This is a genomic window from Lysinibacillus sp. FJAT-14745, from assembly GCF_001275675.1.
Classification (GTDB): domain Bacteria; phylum Bacillota; class Bacilli; order Bacillales_A; family Planococcaceae; genus Lysinibacillus.
In genome coordinates this window covers 308,094-324,607 of the sequence record NZ_LITM01000005.1, presented here as the reverse complement: position 1 = coordinate 324,607, position 16,514 = coordinate 308,094, and the positions used below count along the sequence as shown (strand labels likewise).

The window sequence follows — 16,514 nt, the reverse complement described above, 5'->3', positions numbered from 1 at the left end:
TAAAAATTGATAAGCTATTGCCATTACTTATGACGTGATGGTAATAGCTTTTTTTGTAGAGATGACAGCGATGGATGGGAGAGTCGAAGTGACGGATGAAAACTAGAGCGACGGATAGAAGAGTCAGAGCGACGGAAAGAAGAGTCAGAGCGACGGAAAGAAGAGTCGATGCGACGGAAAGAAAGGCCAAAGCGACGGAAAGAATGGCCGAAGTGACGGATAGAACCGTCAAAGTCGTGGATAGAGCAGCCAAAATCGCGGATAGTCCCGACAGAGCGACGGAAGGAAGAGCCGAAGCGACGGAAGGAAGAGCAAAGGTGACGGATAGAAGTCAAAGCGAGGGATAGGAAGGCCAGAGCGACAGAAAAAAAGCCGAGCGACGGGAAGAAGAGCCGAAACGACGGAAAGAAAGGCCAAAGCGACGGAAAGAATGGCCGAAGTGACGGAAAGAAAACCAGAGCGACGGAAAGAAAGGCCAAAGCGACAGAAAGAAGAGTCGAAGCGACGGAAAGAAAGCCGAGAGCGACGGAAAGAAGAGCCGAAGTGACGGAAAGAATGGCCGAAGCGACGGAAAGAAAGGCCAAAACGACGGACGAAAATCAGAGCGACGGAAGGAAGAGTCGAAGCGACGGAAAGAAGAGTCGAAGTGACGGAAAGAAAGGTTAAAGCGACGGATGAAAATCATAGCGACGGAAAGAAGAGTCGAAGCGACGGAAAGAAAGGTCAAAGTGACGGAAAGAAAGCTGAGAGCGACGGAATGAAGGGCCAAAGCGACGGATAAAAGAGTCAAAATCCTGGATAGAACAGCCAAAATCGTGGATAGCCCCGTCAAAATCGTGGATAGAACCACCAAAATCGTGAATAGAACCGCCAAAACGACGGATAGCTCAACAAACATCCGCAAGAAAGGGCCGAATCGGAGCAAAAATCACCCCTACATAATGGTGTTGCGCCATATTTTCATGCTATATTAGTTATTCTGATATGGGCTGTTATGGTAGAATAGGTTAGATGTTGAGCGAACGGAGGAGTGTCTGTGTATAAATATTATGGATTAGCCGCATTCGTGGTTATTTTAGATCAATGGACTAAATGGCTAATTGTGAAAAATATGGAGTTTGGTGAACGAATTTCAGTATGGGATCCGTGGTTTGGGATATTGTCTCATCGAAATAGGGGAGCAGCATGGGGAATGTTAGAAGGGCAAATGTGGTTATTTAGCCTTGTCACGATAGGCGTTATTTGTGCCATCCTATACTTTTATCATAAAGAGGCTAAGGGTAAACCTATTTTTCAAGTTGGCTTAATGCTTTTATTAGGTGGAGCTGTAGGTAATTTTATTGACCGTATATTTAGAGGTGAAGTGGTCGATTTTGTACATGTCTTAATTCCAGTGATTAATTATGATTTCCCAATCTTCAATATTGCGGATGCAGCTTTAACATTTGCGGTAGTAATATTAATGATTGGCTTAATCGTTGAAGATAAAAAAGAAAAGAAACAGGTGAAACAATGAAGCAAGTATCATATACAATGGAAGAACAACAACAGGGAGAGCGCATTGATAAGGCAGTTTCAAGTGTGCAATCAGAATGGTCGCGTACACAAATTGGTAATTGGATTACTGAGGGAATTGTCAAAGTAAACGGAGAGACTGTCAAGGCGAAGTATAAGGTAAAAGTAGGGGATATTGTAGAAATTGATGTACCCGAAGCAGAGCCATTAGATGTTATTGCTGAAAACTTAGATCTTGATATTGTTTATGAAGATGCAGATGTCCTTGTTGTGAATAAACCAAAGGGCATGGTTGTCCATCCAGCGCCTGGACATATGACGGGTACTCTTGTAAACGGCTTAATGTATCATTGTCAGGATTTATCAGGTATTAATGGCGTTATGCGTCCGGGGATTGTCCATCGTATTGATAAGGATACATCAGGCTTATTGATGGTTGCTAAAAATGATGCAGCTCATGAATCGTTAGTGAATCAGCTAGTCAATAAAACAGTAACTCGTAAATATACTGCGCTAGTACACGGGCATATTGCACATGATAAAGGAACGATTGATGCACCGATTGGACGCGATCAAAAAGATCGTCAAAAACAAGCAGTTGTTGATAAAGGGAAGCATGCAGTAACTCACTTCCAAGTAATCGAACGCTTTGGCGACTACACGCTTGTAGAATGTCGTTTAGAAACAGGACGCACACATCAAATTCGTGTGCATATGAATTATATTGGCTTCCCACTTGTTGGTGATCCAAAATATGGACCAAAAAAGACATTAGACTTTGGTGGACAAGTATTACACGCGGGTGTATTAGGGTTCGATCATCCTACTTCAGGTGAATATATGCAGTTTGAAGCACCAATTCCTGCTGATTATGAACAATTATTAAATGATTTAAGAAATATGCATTGACGTATAGTAAAAGAAGGTCTATACTAACGAAAGTGAATGAACAACTTAACTAAATATTCACCTTTAATGGCAGTCCAGAGAGGCTGAGAAGGTACATGTGAATGTGTTGTAAAAAATTTGTGCTGCAAATTTTTCAACATACTATTTAAACACGTATATAACCCTCTCAGGCCATTCGCCTTGAGAGGTTTTTTTATGGACATATGACCAACAATAGATAGAAGAGAGGAGGAAATTTATATGGCACAAAATGAGCTGTTAGATGGCCAGTCTATGGCAAGAGCATTAACACGTATTGCGCATGAAATTATTGAACGTAATAAAGGAATTGATGAATGTATTTTAGTAGGCATTAAAACGCGAGGTGCTTTTCTCGCAAAACGCCTTGCAGAAAGAATTGAAAAAATTGAAGGTAAACCAATTCGTACTGGGGAGCTTGATATTACACTTTATCGAGATGATCTATCAACAAAGCATGAAAACGAGCAGGCGCATGTTGAGCAAGTTGATATTGATTACGTTGTAGGTAATCAAAAGATAATTCTAATTGATGATGTCTTATATACTGGACGTACAGTACGAGCAGCACTAGATGCAGTGATGGATTTAGGACGACCTGCACAAATTCAACTGGCAGTCCTTATCGACAGAGGTCACAGAGAGCTTCCAATACGAGCAGATTATGTTGGCAAAAACGTTCCAACATCTGGATCTGAACGTATTGTCGTAAATTTACAAGAAGTAGACGGAGAAGATTGCGTCATCATTTTTAAAGAAGACTAACTATAAATAAAGTGAGGAAACATTATGTCAAATGCAGTATTAGATATACAGGATAAACCGACTCCAGTCCAACTAGTGACATTAAGTTTCCAACACATGTTTGCCATGTTTGGGTCAACGATCTTAGTCCCTCAACTGGTAGGTCTTAGTCCGGCAATCGCCCTTTTAACGAGTGGGATTGCAACACTTGTTTTCTTATTAGTAACACAGTTTAAAGTACCAGCATATCTAGGTTCATCATTTGCTTTCATCTCACCAATTCTAATCGCAGCGAATGGATTAGATGCAAATAAAGCTAGTGTGAATCCGGGGAATGCTATGATTGGGGCACTAGCAGTCGGTCTAGTTTACGGAATTGTGTCTTTAATCATTTGGAAAACAGGCTATAAATGGTTAATGCGTTTGCTACCACCAATTGTTGTGGCACCCGTTATTATCGTAATTGGTTTAGGACTGTCAAGTACAGCAGTAAATATGGCAATGAATATAAATGTAGAACAGGTGAATGAGACAACAGGAGTTGTTGAAACAGTATCTCAATACAGTGGATTACATTTTTCAGCAGCTTTAGTCACGTTATTAGCAGCGATTATATTTACGGTATACTTTAAAAATATTTTAAGTGCTATGCCTATTCTGATGGGTCTAATTGTTGGATATATCTACTCAGTGTTTATTGGAATCGTTGATTTCACGCCAGTAAAAGAAGCATCATTTTTCGCTGCACCGGACTTCTTGATTCCAGGTGTGGACTACGAATTCAATATTACAGCTAAAATTTTACTTGCGATGGTACCAATCGTCATCGTAACGATTTCAGAACATATTGGCCACCAATTAGTTTTAGGGAAAGTAGTAAATCGAAATTATGTGAAAGATCCAGGCCTTCACCGCTCAATTTTAGGGGATGGTTTAGGGACATTACTGAGTGCTTTAATCGGCGGACCACCGAAAACAACATACGGTGAAAATATAGGTGTTTTAGCAATCACACGTGTCTATTCCGTGTATGTTATCATGGGAGCAGCAGTCATTGCGATTGTCGTGTCGTTCTTTGGGAAAGCCATGGCATTAATTTCAACAATCCCAACTGCAGTTCTTGGTGGTATTTCAATCTTATTATTTGGTATTATCGCGTCTAGTGGTTTACGTATGCTAGTTGAAAACAAAGTAGACTTTGGGAATAATCGAAACATGGTTATTGCATCTGTAATCTTAGTAGTAGGAATAGGCGGAGCTGCACTTAGATTCTCTGAGTCATTTGCCCTTGAAGGTATGGCATTAGCAGCAATTATAGGTGTAATTTTAAACTTAGTATTACCAGGTAGAGAGAAAGAAGTTTTAGAAGATTAATTAAATAAGCAGTACCTTTTAATGAATTGTCCAGAGAGGCAAAAAAAGGGAAGTTGTAGACAAGCTAAACGTAGGAATATGTTCTGCTCTAGTTTGTCACGCCTCCTTATGCCTCGTTGATGACATCAGCGGGGCTTTTACTATATTCAGCTTACTGAATACGGAACGTTTATACATAGACGTTCATGAAACACAATCTAATGGAGGCACATGATGAAGAACTTATTATCAATGGAACATTTAACAATTGAAGAAATTAACCACATTCTAGATCGTGCGCAAGCGTTTGAGAATGGTGAAGCATCATCATTATCTCGCCCATACAACGTTGCAAATTTATTTTTCGAACCAAGTACGCGCACGAAAACAAGCTTTGAAATGGCAGAGCGTAAAGTTGGCTGTATCGTGATCCCATTTGATGCTAGCTTTTCAAGCGTCACTAAAGGAGAGACATTGTACGATACGGTAAAGACGTTAGAAATGATTGGTATGGACGCAGTAGTCATTCGCGCAAAGGAAGATGCATATTACAATGAACTACTTGAAGGCATCAATGTGTCAATTATTAACGGAGGTGACGGCACTGGTCAGCATCCGTCTCAATCATTATTAGATCTTTATACAATTAGAAAAGAGTTTGGTTCTTTTGAAGGGTTGAATGTGACAATCGCTGGAGATATAAGCCATAGCCGTGTAGCGAAATCGAATGCCTTAGCGTTACAGCGCTTAGGGGCAAATGTTCATTTCCTTTGTCCAGAAGAGTGGGCAGGCAATTTCGAAGCGCATCATTCTTGGGATGATTTAATCGAAATAAGCGATGTGATTATGTTACTTCGTGTGCAGCATGAACGTCATAAGGTTAATAAAAGCTTCTCAAAAGAGAGCTATCATAATGAGTACGGTTTAACAATTGAACGTGAGAAACAAATGAAGGAAAAGGCAATTATTATGCATCCAGCACCGGTCAATCGTGATGTAGAAATTGCTTCAGAGCTAGTAGAATGCGAGCGTTCTCGAATTTTCGAGCAGGTTCGAAATGGTGTTTATACACGAATGGCTATTGTTGAAACAATTTTAAAGGGGAGAGAATAACATGACAAAGGTTCTTCAAAATGTACAAATGCTTAATGAACAAGGCGAGCTACAAACAGTCAATATCGCTATGGCAGACGGTAAAATTACTGCAATAGGTCAAAACGTAAATATTACAGACGCAGAAATTATTGAAGGAAATGGTTTAGTTGTTGCACCAGGCTTTGTCGATGTACACACGCATTTACGTGAGCCGGGCTTTGAACATAAAGAAACAATTGCTACAGGTTCAGCATCAGCAGCAAAAGGCGGCTTCACAACAATTTGTGCGATGCCAAATACAAAACCAGTGCCAGATTCAGTAGAAAATATGCAGTTGATTAACGGTCTTATTAAAGAAAGTGCAGTTATTCGAGTACTTCCATACGGCTCATTAACAAAGGACATCTCAGGTGAGGTTCGCACAAGTATTGAAGAATTAAAAGCACATGGAGCTGTTGCATTTTCAGATGATGGTGTTGGGATCCAGCTTGCATCAACAATGTATGAGCAAATGAAGGATGCAGCACAACACGATATGGTAGTTGTCGCACACTGTGAAGACAACTCATTAATTTACGACGGTGTGATGCATGAAGGGAAGCGTAATAAAGAGCTTGGCTTACCGGGAATTCCATCCATTTGCGAATCTGTTCAAATTGCACGTGATGTTCTATTAGCAGAAGCTGCTGGCGCACGCTACCACGTTTGTCACGTATCAACGAAGGAATCTGTACGTGCAGTACGAGACGCTAAAGCAGCAGGCATTCGTGTCACTGCAGAAGTTTGTCCGCATCATTTATTACTTGAAGAAATGGATATTCCATCAGATGATGCAAACTGGAAAATGAACCCACCATTACGCGCTATAGATGATAAAGATTCACTTCACGCAGCTATGATGGATGGCACAATCGATTGTATCGCTACAGATCACGCTCCACATACAGTAGAAGAAAAATGCTGTGGCATGGTAGGCGCACCGTTTGGCATTGTAGGCTTTGAAACAGCCTTCCCACTACTTTACACACAGTTTGTAGAAACAGGGAAATGGACGTTAAAACAGTTGATTGATTGGATGTCTGTAAAGGCAGCTCAAATTTTTGATTTACCATATGGCACATTAGAAGTTGGCGCTTCAGCAGATATGATTTTAATTGATTTAAATAAAGAACAAACAATTGATGCAGAAGGTTTTGTATCAAAAGGACGCAATACACCATTCAATGGTTGGGCTGCAAAAGGATGGCCAGTCCTTACAATTTTTGAAGGCAATATCGTATACCAGGAGGCAGAGTAATGAAAAAACGTTTACTTATTTTAGAAGATGGCACAGTATTTACAGGTACAGCGTTCGGTAGTGAGCGAGCTTCACAAGGTGAGGTTGTATTCACAACAGGGATGACAGGTTATCAGGAAACTATTTCAGATCCTTCATTCTACGGACAAATCGTAACGTTAACTTACCCTTTAATCGGTAATTACGGTATTAACCGTGATGATTTTGAATCGATCACACCTGCAATTCGTGGATTTGTAGTTCGTGAATTAGCAAAAACACCTTCAAACTTCCGTTGTGATTTAACGGTAGATGAGTACTTAACTTCAAAGGATATCCCAGGTATTGAAGGGATCGATACACGAAAATTAACACGTATTATTCGTAGCAAAGGGTCTGTAAAAGCTATGTTAACAGCGGCTGATGAAGAAGTGAATGTGGATGAAATCGTGGCAAAATTACAGGCAACACCAGCAATTACAAACCATGTACATGAAGTATCACCGAAAGCAGCTTATCCATCACCAGGTCGTGGCAAACGCGTAGTATTAATAGACTTCGGTATGAAACATGGTATTCTTCGTGAGTTAAACAAACGTGATTGTGATGTACTAGTTGTACCTTACAATACTTCAGCAGCAGAAATTTTAGCTTGGCATCCAGATGGCATCATGCTTTCGAATGGCCCGGGTAACCCTGAAGATGTGCAAGAGGGTATTGAAACAGTACGCAATTTAATCGGAAAAGTGCCGATGTTCGGTATTTGCTTAGGCCACCAAATCTTCTCACTAGCATGCGGTGCGCGAAGCTTCAAATTACCATTCGGTCACCGTGGTGGTAACCATCCAGTAAAAGATTTACGTACTGGCCGTACTGATTTAACATCTCAAAATCATGGTTACGCAGTCGACATCGATTCATTAAAAGATACAGATTTAGAATTAACACATATCGCATTAAATGACGGTACTTGTGAAGGTGTACGCCATAAGAAATATCCAATCTTCACAGTGCAATATCACCCAGAAGCATCACCAGGTCCAGAGGATTCAAATCACCTATTTGATGAATTTATCGAAATGATGGAAGTAGAAGCAGGGAAGGGGAAACAACATGCCTAAACGTACAGATATTGAAACTATTTTAGTAATCGGATCAGGTCCAATCGTAATCGGACAAGCAGCAGAATTTGACTACGCAGGAACACAAGCTTGTCTTTCACTAAAAGAAGAAGGCTATCGCGTTATTTTAATAAACTCAAACCCTGCGACAATTATGACAGATACAGAAATTGCCGACAAAGTATATATTGAGCCAATTACACTTGAGTTTGTATCACGAATTCTACGTAAAGAACGTCCAGATGCCATCCTACCAACACTTGGTGGTCAAACTGGTTTAAATATGGCCATTGAATTAGATAAATCAGGCATTCTAGATGAGCTTGATATTGAAATTCTTGGTACAAAATTAGAAGCGATCCATAAAGCGGAAGACCGCGATCTATTCCGTAACTTAATGTATGAGCTAGGTGCTCCAGTACCTGAATCAGATATTATTCATAACTTAGACGAAGCGAAAAACTTTGTAGCGAAAATTGGCTACCCAGTAATCGTTCGTCCTGCCTTCACACTTGGCGGTACAGGCGGCGGTATTTGCTACAACGATCAAGATCTAGAGGAAATTGTGACATCTGGTCTAAAATATTCACCAGTAACACAATGTTTACTAGAAAAATCAATCGCTGGTTATAAAGAAATTGAATATGAAGTAATGCGCGATGCTGCTGACAACGCGATCGTTGTATGTAACATGGAAAACGTTGACCCAGTTGGGATTCATACAGGTGACTCTATCGTAGTGGCACCTACACAAACACTATCAGACCGTGAAAACCAAATGCTACGTAATATCTCTCTAGATATTATCCGTGCACTGAAAATCGAAGGTGGCTGTAACGTACAATTAGCCCTTGATCCATATAGCTTCAATTATTATGTGATCGAAGTAAACCCTCGTGTATCACGTTCATCAGCGTTAGCGTCAAAAGCAACAGGCTATCCAATTGCAAAGCTAGCAGCAAAAATCGCAGTTGGTTTAACATTAGATGAAATCAAAAACCCTGTAACAGGTTCAACATATGCTTGCTTCGAGCCAGCTCTAGACTACATTGTGGCGAAAATTCCACGCTGGCCATTCGATAAATTCGAATCAGCAAAGCGTAATCTTGGTACACAAATGAAAGCGACTGGTGAAGTAATGGCACTTGGGCGTACATTTGAAGAAGCTATGCTAAAAGCAGTACGCTCTCTTGAAACAGGCCAAGTTCACTTAGAGCTGAAACATGCCGAAGAAAACACTGATTCTTGGATTGAAAAACGTATTCGCAAAGCAGGTGACGAGCGTCTATTCTTCATCGGTGAAGCACTTCGTCGCGGTGTAACAATTGAGCAAATCCATGAATGGTCTGCAATTGACTTATTCTTCTTAAATAAATTTAAAAACATCGTAGATATGGAGCAAACACTTGCTGACAATAAAAACAATAAAGATGTATTACGTACAGCAAAACGTCTAGGCTTTGCAGATAAGAAAGTTGCCGAGCTTTGGGAAACAACACCAGAAGAAGTATATGCATACCGTAAAGAAAATGGCATTATCCCGGTATATAAAATGGTTGATACATGTGCAGCTGAGTTTGAATCTGAAACACCATACTTCTATGGCACATATGAAGATGAAAACGAATCAATTAAATCAGATAAGCCGTCAGTAGTTGTACTTGGTTCTGGTCCAATCCGCATTGGTCAAGGGGTTGAATTCGACTATGCAACAGTACACTCAGTATGGGCAATTCAAGAAGCGGGCTACGAAGCGATTATTATTAACTCGAATCCAGAAACAGTATCCACTGACTTCTCGATTTCAGATAAATTATACTTCGAGCCATTAACAATCGAAGACGTTATGCATATTATCGACCTGGAGCAACCAATTGGAGTAGTTGTACAATTCGGTGGTCAAACAGCTATTAATCTAGCTGATAAATTAGCTGCCAATGGCGTGAAAATTCTAGGTACAACACTTGAAGATATCGACCGTGCAGAAAACCGAGATAAATTCGAGCAAGCATTACGCGACTTGAACATTCCACAGCCACTAGGTCAAACAGCTGTATCGACGGAGGAAGCACTTGCTATTAGTGAACGTCTAGGCTTCCCTGTACTAGTTCGTCCTTCATACGTACTAGGTGGACGTGCGATGGAAATCGTCTACAATCAAGATGAACTAAAACACTATATGGAAAATGCAGTAGAAGCATCTCCTGATCACCCAGTATTAGTAGACCGCTACTTAACTGGTCAAGAAATTGAAGTAGATGCCATTTGTGACGGTGAAAATGTATTAATCCCAGGTATTATGGAGCATATCGAACGTGCAGGGGTTCACTCTGGTGACTCGATCTCTGTATACCCTCCACAAAAATTAACGCAAACGCAAAAAGATACGTTAGTGGATTATACAACTCGCCTTGCAAAAGGTCTTGGCATCGTAGGCTTAATGAACATTCAGTATGTAATTTCACAAGGCGAAGTATACGTGATCGAGGTTAACCCACGTTCATCTCGTACAGTACCATTCTTAAGTAAAATTACAAACATTCCGATGGCGAATATTGCAACGAAAGCGATTCTTGGTAAATCAATCGTAGAACAAGGCTATCCAACAGGCTTAGCAGCTGAGCAAAAAGGTGTCTTCGTAAAAGTGCCAGTATTCTCATTTGCTAAATTACGTCGTGTGGACATTACTTTAGGACCTGAAATGAAATCAACAGGTGAAGTAATGGGGAAAGATGCAACATTAGAAAAAGCACTTTACAAAGGCTTAGTTGCAGCAGGTATGGAAATTCGTACAGAAGGCACAGTATTGTTCACAGTATCCGATAAAGATAAAGAGGAAGCAATTGCACTAGCAAAACGCTTCTCAACAGTAGGCTATCGTATTGTTGCTACTGAAGGTACAGCTAAAGCATTTGAAGAAGCAGGTGTACGCACAGATGTAGTTGGCAAAATCGGTGCAAAAGGTCAAACATTAATCGATTTAATTCAAAACGGTGAGGCACAGCTTGTTGTCAACACATTAACAAAAGGCAAGCAACCGGCACGTGATGGCTTCCGAATCCGTCGTGAGTCAGTTGAAAACGGCGTACCTTGCTTAACTTCATTAGACACAGCAGAAGCGATGGTCCGAGTTATTGAATCAATGACATTTACAGCAGAACAAATGCCAAAAGCGGAGGTAGTACACTAATATGATTCGTCAAGAGAAAATGACGGTCGTCTCTCAAAAGCAAATAGCGACAAACATTTTCGAATTGACACTTCGTGGAGAGCTGGTTCAGGATATGACTCCTGGCCAGTTTGTCCATGTAAAGGTGTCAGATTCAATGGAGCCGCTTTTACGTCGACCAATCAGTATTGCAAACATAGATAAAGACAACAACGAATTTACAATGATTTATCGTGCGGAAGGTCGTGGAACAAAAGTGTTAGCGACAAATCGCGAGGGTGAGCTCGTTAATGTTCTTGGACCAATCGGTAATGGGTTCCCTGTAGAAGCAGTAAAAGAGGGAGGCACAGCCCTACTAGTTGGTGGAGGAATCGGTGTACCACCATTACATGAGCTTTCTAAACAATTAAATGCTCGTGGTGTTAAAACAATCCATGTACTTGGCTTCCAAACAGAGGATGTATGCTTCTATGAGGAACAATTCAGTGCGCTTGGAGAGACACATTATGTAACGGTTGACGGCTCTAAAGGGACAAAGGGCTTTGTCACAAATGTTTTAGAGTCACGAGCACCTGAATTCGATGTCTTTTATTCTTGCGGTCCGCTACCAATGTTAAAAGCACTTGAAGGCTTTTATCCAGAAAAAGAAGGTTATTTATCATTTGAAGAGCGTATGGGCTGCGGTATCGGTGCTTGTTTCGCATGCGTATGTAAAACAACAGATCAAGTAGCAAAGGATTATGTCAAAGTATGCTCTGACGGTCCAGTTTTCCCGAAAGGTACGGTGGCATTATGAGTCGTTTAACTATCCAATTACCAGGCTTAGATTTAAAAAATCCAATAATGCCAGCATCCGGTTGCTTTGGTTTTGGACGTGAATATGCACAGCTTTATGATTTATCAAAGCTTGGCGCTATTATGATTAAAGCTACGACTGTGGAAACACGTCCCGGCAATCCAACTCCACGTGTAGCAGAAACAGCAGCAGGGATGTTGAATGCCATTGGCTTACAAAACCCTGGCATTGAAAAAGTAATGAATGAAGAATTAAAGTTTCTAGAAGATTATGATGTGCCAATCATTGCGAATGTTGCTGGTACGGAAACAGAAGATTACGTGGAAGTAGCACGACGCATTTCTGCTGCACCAAATGTAAAAGCATTAGAGCTTAACATTTCTTGTCCAAACGTTAAATGTGGTGGTATTCAATTTGGTACAGACCCTGCTACAGCACGTGAGCTAGTTGCAACTGTCAAAGCTGTTTCAGAAGTGCCTGTATACGTGAAATTATCTCCTAATGTAACGAATATCGTTGAAATTGCACAAGCTGTTGAAGCAGGTGGTGCAGATGGCATTACAATGATAAATACACTTATCGGTATGCGTTTAGACGAGCGTACAGGTAAGCCAGTGATTGCCAATGGTACAGGTGGCTTATCTGGTCCTGCTGTAAAGCCAGTTGCGATTCGTATGGTTTATGAGGTGTATAAGGCTGTCAATATTCCGATTATTGGGATGGGTGGCGTGACAGAAGCGCAGGATGTTATTGACTTTATGTCGGCTGGCGCATCTGCAGTTGCTGTTGGGACAGCAAACTTTGTTGATCACTTCGTTTGTCCTAATATTATTGATGAATTACCAGCAAAGCTCGATCAATTAGGAGTAGAGCATATTTCAGAAATTATCGGAAGGAGCCATCGTTAATGAATACAAAACCAATACTTGCACTAGATTTTCCTGGTGAAGCAGAAGTATTTAAATTTCTAAAGCATTTTAATGAGCCTCTTTTCGTGAAAATTGGTATGGAATTATATATGCAAGAAGGGCCGGATATTGTACGCAAGGTTAAAGATCTAGGCCATGATATTTTCCTTGATTTAAAGTTACACGATATTCCTAATACAGTTGGCTCTGCAATGAAAGGTCTAGCGAAACTAGGAGTAGATTTAGTCAACGTTCATGCGGCAGGTGGTCGTCCAATGATGGAGGCTGCACTTGAGGGACTTGAAGCGGGTACTCCTGCAGGGCGTGAACGTGCGGCATTAATTGCCGTAACACAATTGACTTCAACAACAGAAGAGCAAATGCAGGCAGAGCAAAAAATTGCTTTATCTTTACAAGAATCTGTCTTACATTACGCAAGCTTAACAAAACAAGCTGGTTTAAATGGAGTTGTCTGCTCCGTACATGAGGCAAAAGCAATTGCTGAAGTATGTGGAGAAGATTTCTTACGCGTGACACCTGGTATCCGATTAGCAGGTGGCGACGCACACGACCAAAAACGCATTGCAACACCAGATGGCGCAAAACGTGACGGTTCTTCGTTAATCGTCGTTGGACGTGCCGTTACAGGTGCACAAGATCCAGTAGCAGCATATAAAATCGTAAGTGAATTATGGGAGGCATAACAATGACATTACAAAATGAAATCGCACACGCTATGTTAAAAGTAGGCGCAGTAGAATTAAATCCAACAGAACTATTCACATGGGCATCAGGCATTAAATCCCCAATCTACTGTGATACACGTCTGACAATTTCTGACCCTGTAATTCGTAAGCAATTAGCAAACGGTTTATCATCTCTTATTAAAGAAAACTTTGCTACAACTGAAATCGTAGCAGGTACAGCAACAGCGGGCATTCCACATGCAGCTTGGGTAAGTGATATTTTAGAATTACCGATGGTGTATGTACGCTCTAAAGCAAAAGAACATGGTCGTGGCAACCAAATCGAAGGAAAATACGCAGCAGGTCAAAAAGTCGTAGTAGTAGAAGACATCGTATCTACAGGCGGCTCATCAATCACAGCTGTAGAAGCCTTACGCGCTGCTGGCTGTGAGGTACTAGGCGTAGTTTGCGTCTACACATACAACCTTCCACGCGCTGAACAAGCATTTGAAGAGGCAGGCATTAAATATGTATCTCTAACAAATTTCGATTATTTAATTGAAGCAGCTAATGAATCAGGCGCTATTCAAGAGGGAGACATTCCGTTCTTAAAAGACTGGCATGGAAAATTAAAAGCAGGAGAGCTTTAATTAAACGAAGGGTTGTATGAATTTTTTCATACAACCCTTTCATTTGTTGAAAAACTATTGCGTCATAAAAAAGACCGTCTACAGACTCAATATTTTTTCGAGTTTGTTTACAGTCTGGAAGGTCAGAAGAATTTTTGCTAATGTTGAAGTGCTTGAGATAGGGTGATTTCTTAAAAAAGTAGAATATCACGCAATAAGAGATACACGATATGTGAAGTGGTTGATTGGAGTGGAGGCTGGGCGACTCCTTGGGGATTAGCGGCTCATCGGACGCCCCCAGGAAGCTTTGCTCTGTGCGAAAGCGTAGTGCTAACGTAGCGGCAGCAAATGTTTTATCTGTGCGAAAGCGAAGCGACAGCAACAACAAAGCGCCCAGCCGGAACGGAAATCAACCCCTCGCTTTGACCAAGAACTATACTTTATTTAATCATTTACAGTAGAGGAGAAATGAGTCGCATAAGAGATTCAAGCATGCGTTTTGGAATACCGCGCTGTTGAAATGACTCCCATGTAATTTCTACGGATTCTTTAAAATCTTGTTCAAAATCATTTTTTATATCTAGAACCGTTGTAGAGTCATATAGGACTGCAATAATTTCATAATTAAGCTCAAAACTACGAATATCCATATTTGCTGTACCAATTGATGCAACTTCATCATCAACAAGTACAATCTTAGCGTGCATAAAAGCATCTTTATAAGAGTAAATAGAGACTCCCGCTTTTAGAAGCGGTGTAAAGTATGATTGGGATGCTTGATCACTAATGATACTATCCCCTTTTCCAGGATATAAAATGCGGACATCTACTCCGGAAAGTGCACTCAAACGTAATAATGTTAATGTTTCTTGATCAGGAATGAAGTATGGAGTGGCAATCCAAATGGACTTTTTTGCAGAGCCCATAATTTTCAATAAAGCATTCCGAATACTTGTATCATCTGAGCTAGGCCCACTTGCAACGATTTGTACGGCACCTTCTGCTTGATCAATTCCTTGACCTGGAAAGTATGTTTTATCCATAAATTGATTCCAAGAATGAGCATTTAAACTGTTAGTGGCATAGAGAAAATCTTCTAGGAAAATGGCCTGCAGTTTATATAATGCTTTTCCTTCTATCTTTAAATGACTATCTCGCCAAATAGGAAATTTCTTCGAACGACCGAGATATTCATCCCCGACATTGAGTCCACCTGTAAAACCAATTGTCCCATCAACAATAACAATCTTTCGGTGGTTACGATAATTTACAGTTTCTAATAGCCAAGGTGAAAGAATAGAATCAAATTCGACAACTTCAATCCCTGCGTCCTTCATTGGTTGTAAGAAACTACTTCGTAAATTATTACTGCCGAGTCCATCGTAAAGAAAGCGTACAAGAACGCCAGATTTGGCCTTCCTGATTAAGGCATCTCGAATTTTTGTACCGATTTCATCTGATCGATAAATATAGTATTGAATATGAATATGATGTGTAGCATTTTCAATTGCTTGTATGATTTCAGTAAATGTTTCATCACCGTTTGTTAAGAGTTTTGTTGTTGTCTCATTCGCAACAGGACCTCCACCAAATTTTTGGATAACTTGAGTCAAATAGGTGGATCGTTCATTTAAAGGGGTAGAGGTTTCTAAATTAAAACTTTTCCCTGCTAAAATCTCTCGGAATAACATCCTTTGTTCTTCAGAACGGCGTAAATGTTTCTTTCTTCTCCAGCGACTTCTTCCGAAAAGTAAATACAGAAGTACACCAATAATAGGGAGAATGGCTAGTACTAAAAACCAAGCCAATGTACTTTGCGGGGAACGATTTTCAATAAAAATAACAAAGGCAATCCCTATAAGTGTGATAGGCCATATTATACCGATTAAAGTATATAAGGAAATGATGGACTTATTGAAGACGATGAGCATAATTGCTGCAATTGTAAATACAAAAAGTAATTGGACTACGCGATTTTTCATATGTAACATTTCACCTATTCTTTTTTAATTTTTTATCAGAGGAAGTTGTACTTATGATAAATTGTTTTCTTTTTTTTTACAATATAGACATTTCCACGCTAACGAATATTATTAGAAGGAGCAAATCAATATCGCTAATTGCAAATGCTTCCGTATAAATTCCTTCTATAGTAAATTAAGATTCTTTAACACCTCTGAGATGAACTATTAATCTAATAAAGTCTTTAATTTAAAACTGGCTCTTCACCAAAACATGTGCTTGACTAAGAGCCATACTGAATCCATTCAGCATTGCACTCTAGTAAAATTGTCT

At 40.2% G+C, this 16,514-nt stretch carries 15 protein-coding genes; 12 read left to right on the top strand and 3 right to left on the bottom strand.

Features of this window, described 5'->3' with window-relative positions:
• Positions 1–23: 23 nt before the first annotated feature.
• Both AMS59_RS24975 and AMS59_RS24970 read right to left on the bottom strand, forming a co-directional pair.
• Positions 24–335, bottom strand: coding sequence for a hypothetical protein (locus AMS59_RS24975; protein WP_156304591.1), 312 nt, complete (start codon positions 333–335; stop codon positions 24–26).
• Entirely contained in the window at positions 332–925 is a 594-nt protein-coding gene (locus AMS59_RS24970) for a hypothetical protein (protein ID WP_156304590.1), read from the bottom strand. The genes AMS59_RS24975 and AMS59_RS24970 overlap by 4 nt, the downstream gene beginning before the upstream one ends.
• A gap of 111 nt (positions 926–1,036) precedes the next feature.
• On the opposite strand from AMS59_RS24970, the gene lspA reads away from it, so the two are divergent.
• The 12 genes from lspA (at position 1,037) to pyrE (ending at position 14,240) form a co-directional block, all read left to right on the top strand.
• Positions 1,037–1,516 carry a signal peptidase II gene (lspA, locus tag AMS59_RS08870; RefSeq protein ID WP_053483375.1) on the top strand — a complete coding sequence of 160 codons (480 nt, stop codon included), beginning with the start codon at positions 1,037–1,039 and terminating at the stop codon, positions 1,514–1,516.
• The gene (locus AMS59_RS08865; RefSeq protein ID WP_053483374.1) at positions 1,513–2,424 is read left to right on the top strand and encodes an RluA family pseudouridine synthase; all 912 of its coding nucleotides are present in this window, start codon (positions 1,513–1,515) and stop codon (positions 2,422–2,424) included. Before lspA ends, AMS59_RS08865 begins: the two co-directional genes overlap by 4 nt.
• A 240-nt stretch (positions 2,425–2,664) precedes the next feature.
• The gene (gene pyrR / locus AMS59_RS08860) at positions 2,665–3,207 is read left to right on the top strand and encodes a bifunctional pyr operon transcriptional regulator/uracil phosphoribosyltransferase PyrR (RefSeq protein WP_053483373.1); all 543 of its coding nucleotides are present in this window, start codon (positions 2,665–2,667) and stop codon (positions 3,205–3,207) included.
• Positions 3,208–3,231: 24 nt separating this feature from the next.
• The gene (locus tag AMS59_RS08855) at positions 3,232–4,560 is read left to right on the top strand and encodes a solute carrier family 23 protein (protein WP_053483372.1); all 1,329 of its coding nucleotides are present in this window, start codon (positions 3,232–3,234) and stop codon (positions 4,558–4,560) included.
• 213 nt (positions 4,561–4,773) lie between these two features.
• Positions 4,774–5,652, top strand: a complete 879-nt coding sequence (locus AMS59_RS08850; RefSeq protein WP_053483371.1) for an aspartate carbamoyltransferase catalytic subunit — start codon at positions 4,774–4,776, stop codon at positions 5,650–5,652.
• A gap of 1 nt (position 5,653) precedes the next feature.
• Positions 5,654–6,931: a dihydroorotase gene (locus tag AMS59_RS08845; RefSeq protein ID WP_053483370.1), complete on the top strand. Its 1,278-nt coding sequence runs from the start codon at positions 5,654–5,656 to the stop codon at positions 6,929–6,931.
• Entirely contained in the window at positions 6,931–8,031 is a 1,101-nt protein-coding gene (locus tag AMS59_RS08840; protein WP_053483369.1) for a carbamoyl phosphate synthase small subunit, read from the top strand. Before AMS59_RS08845 ends, AMS59_RS08840 begins: the two co-directional genes overlap by 1 nt.
• Positions 8,024–11,221 (top strand): carbamoyl-phosphate synthase large subunit, encoded by a 3,198-nt coding sequence (gene carB, locus AMS59_RS08835; RefSeq protein WP_053483368.1) that lies wholly within the window; start codon positions 8,024–8,026, stop codon positions 11,219–11,221. The genes AMS59_RS08840 and carB overlap by 8 nt, the downstream gene beginning before the upstream one ends.
• 1 nt (position 11,222) lies before the next feature.
• Positions 11,223–11,996: a dihydroorotate dehydrogenase electron transfer subunit gene (locus AMS59_RS08830; RefSeq protein WP_053483367.1), complete on the top strand. Its 774-nt coding sequence runs from the start codon at positions 11,223–11,225 to the stop codon at positions 11,994–11,996.
• Entirely contained in the window at positions 11,993–12,904 is a 912-nt protein-coding gene (locus AMS59_RS08825) for a dihydroorotate dehydrogenase (protein ID WP_053483366.1), read from the top strand. The genes AMS59_RS08830 and AMS59_RS08825 overlap by 4 nt, the downstream gene beginning before the upstream one ends.
• A complete protein-coding gene (gene pyrF / locus AMS59_RS08820; RefSeq protein ID WP_053483365.1) occupies positions 12,904–13,608 on the top strand; it encodes an orotidine-5'-phosphate decarboxylase in 705 nt (234 codons plus the stop codon). Before AMS59_RS08825 ends, pyrF begins: the two co-directional genes overlap by 1 nt.
• Positions 13,609–13,610: 2 nt before the next feature.
• A complete protein-coding gene (pyrE, locus tag AMS59_RS08815; protein ID WP_053483364.1) occupies positions 13,611–14,240 on the top strand; it encodes an orotate phosphoribosyltransferase in 630 nt (209 codons plus the stop codon).
• 431 nt (positions 14,241–14,671) lie between these two features.
• Here pyrE and AMS59_RS08810 read toward each other — a convergent pair whose 3' ends face one another.
• Entirely contained in the window at positions 14,672–16,201 is a 1,530-nt protein-coding gene (locus tag AMS59_RS08810; RefSeq protein WP_053483363.1) for a cardiolipin synthase, read from the bottom strand.
• Positions 16,202–16,514 lie beyond the last annotated feature (313 nt).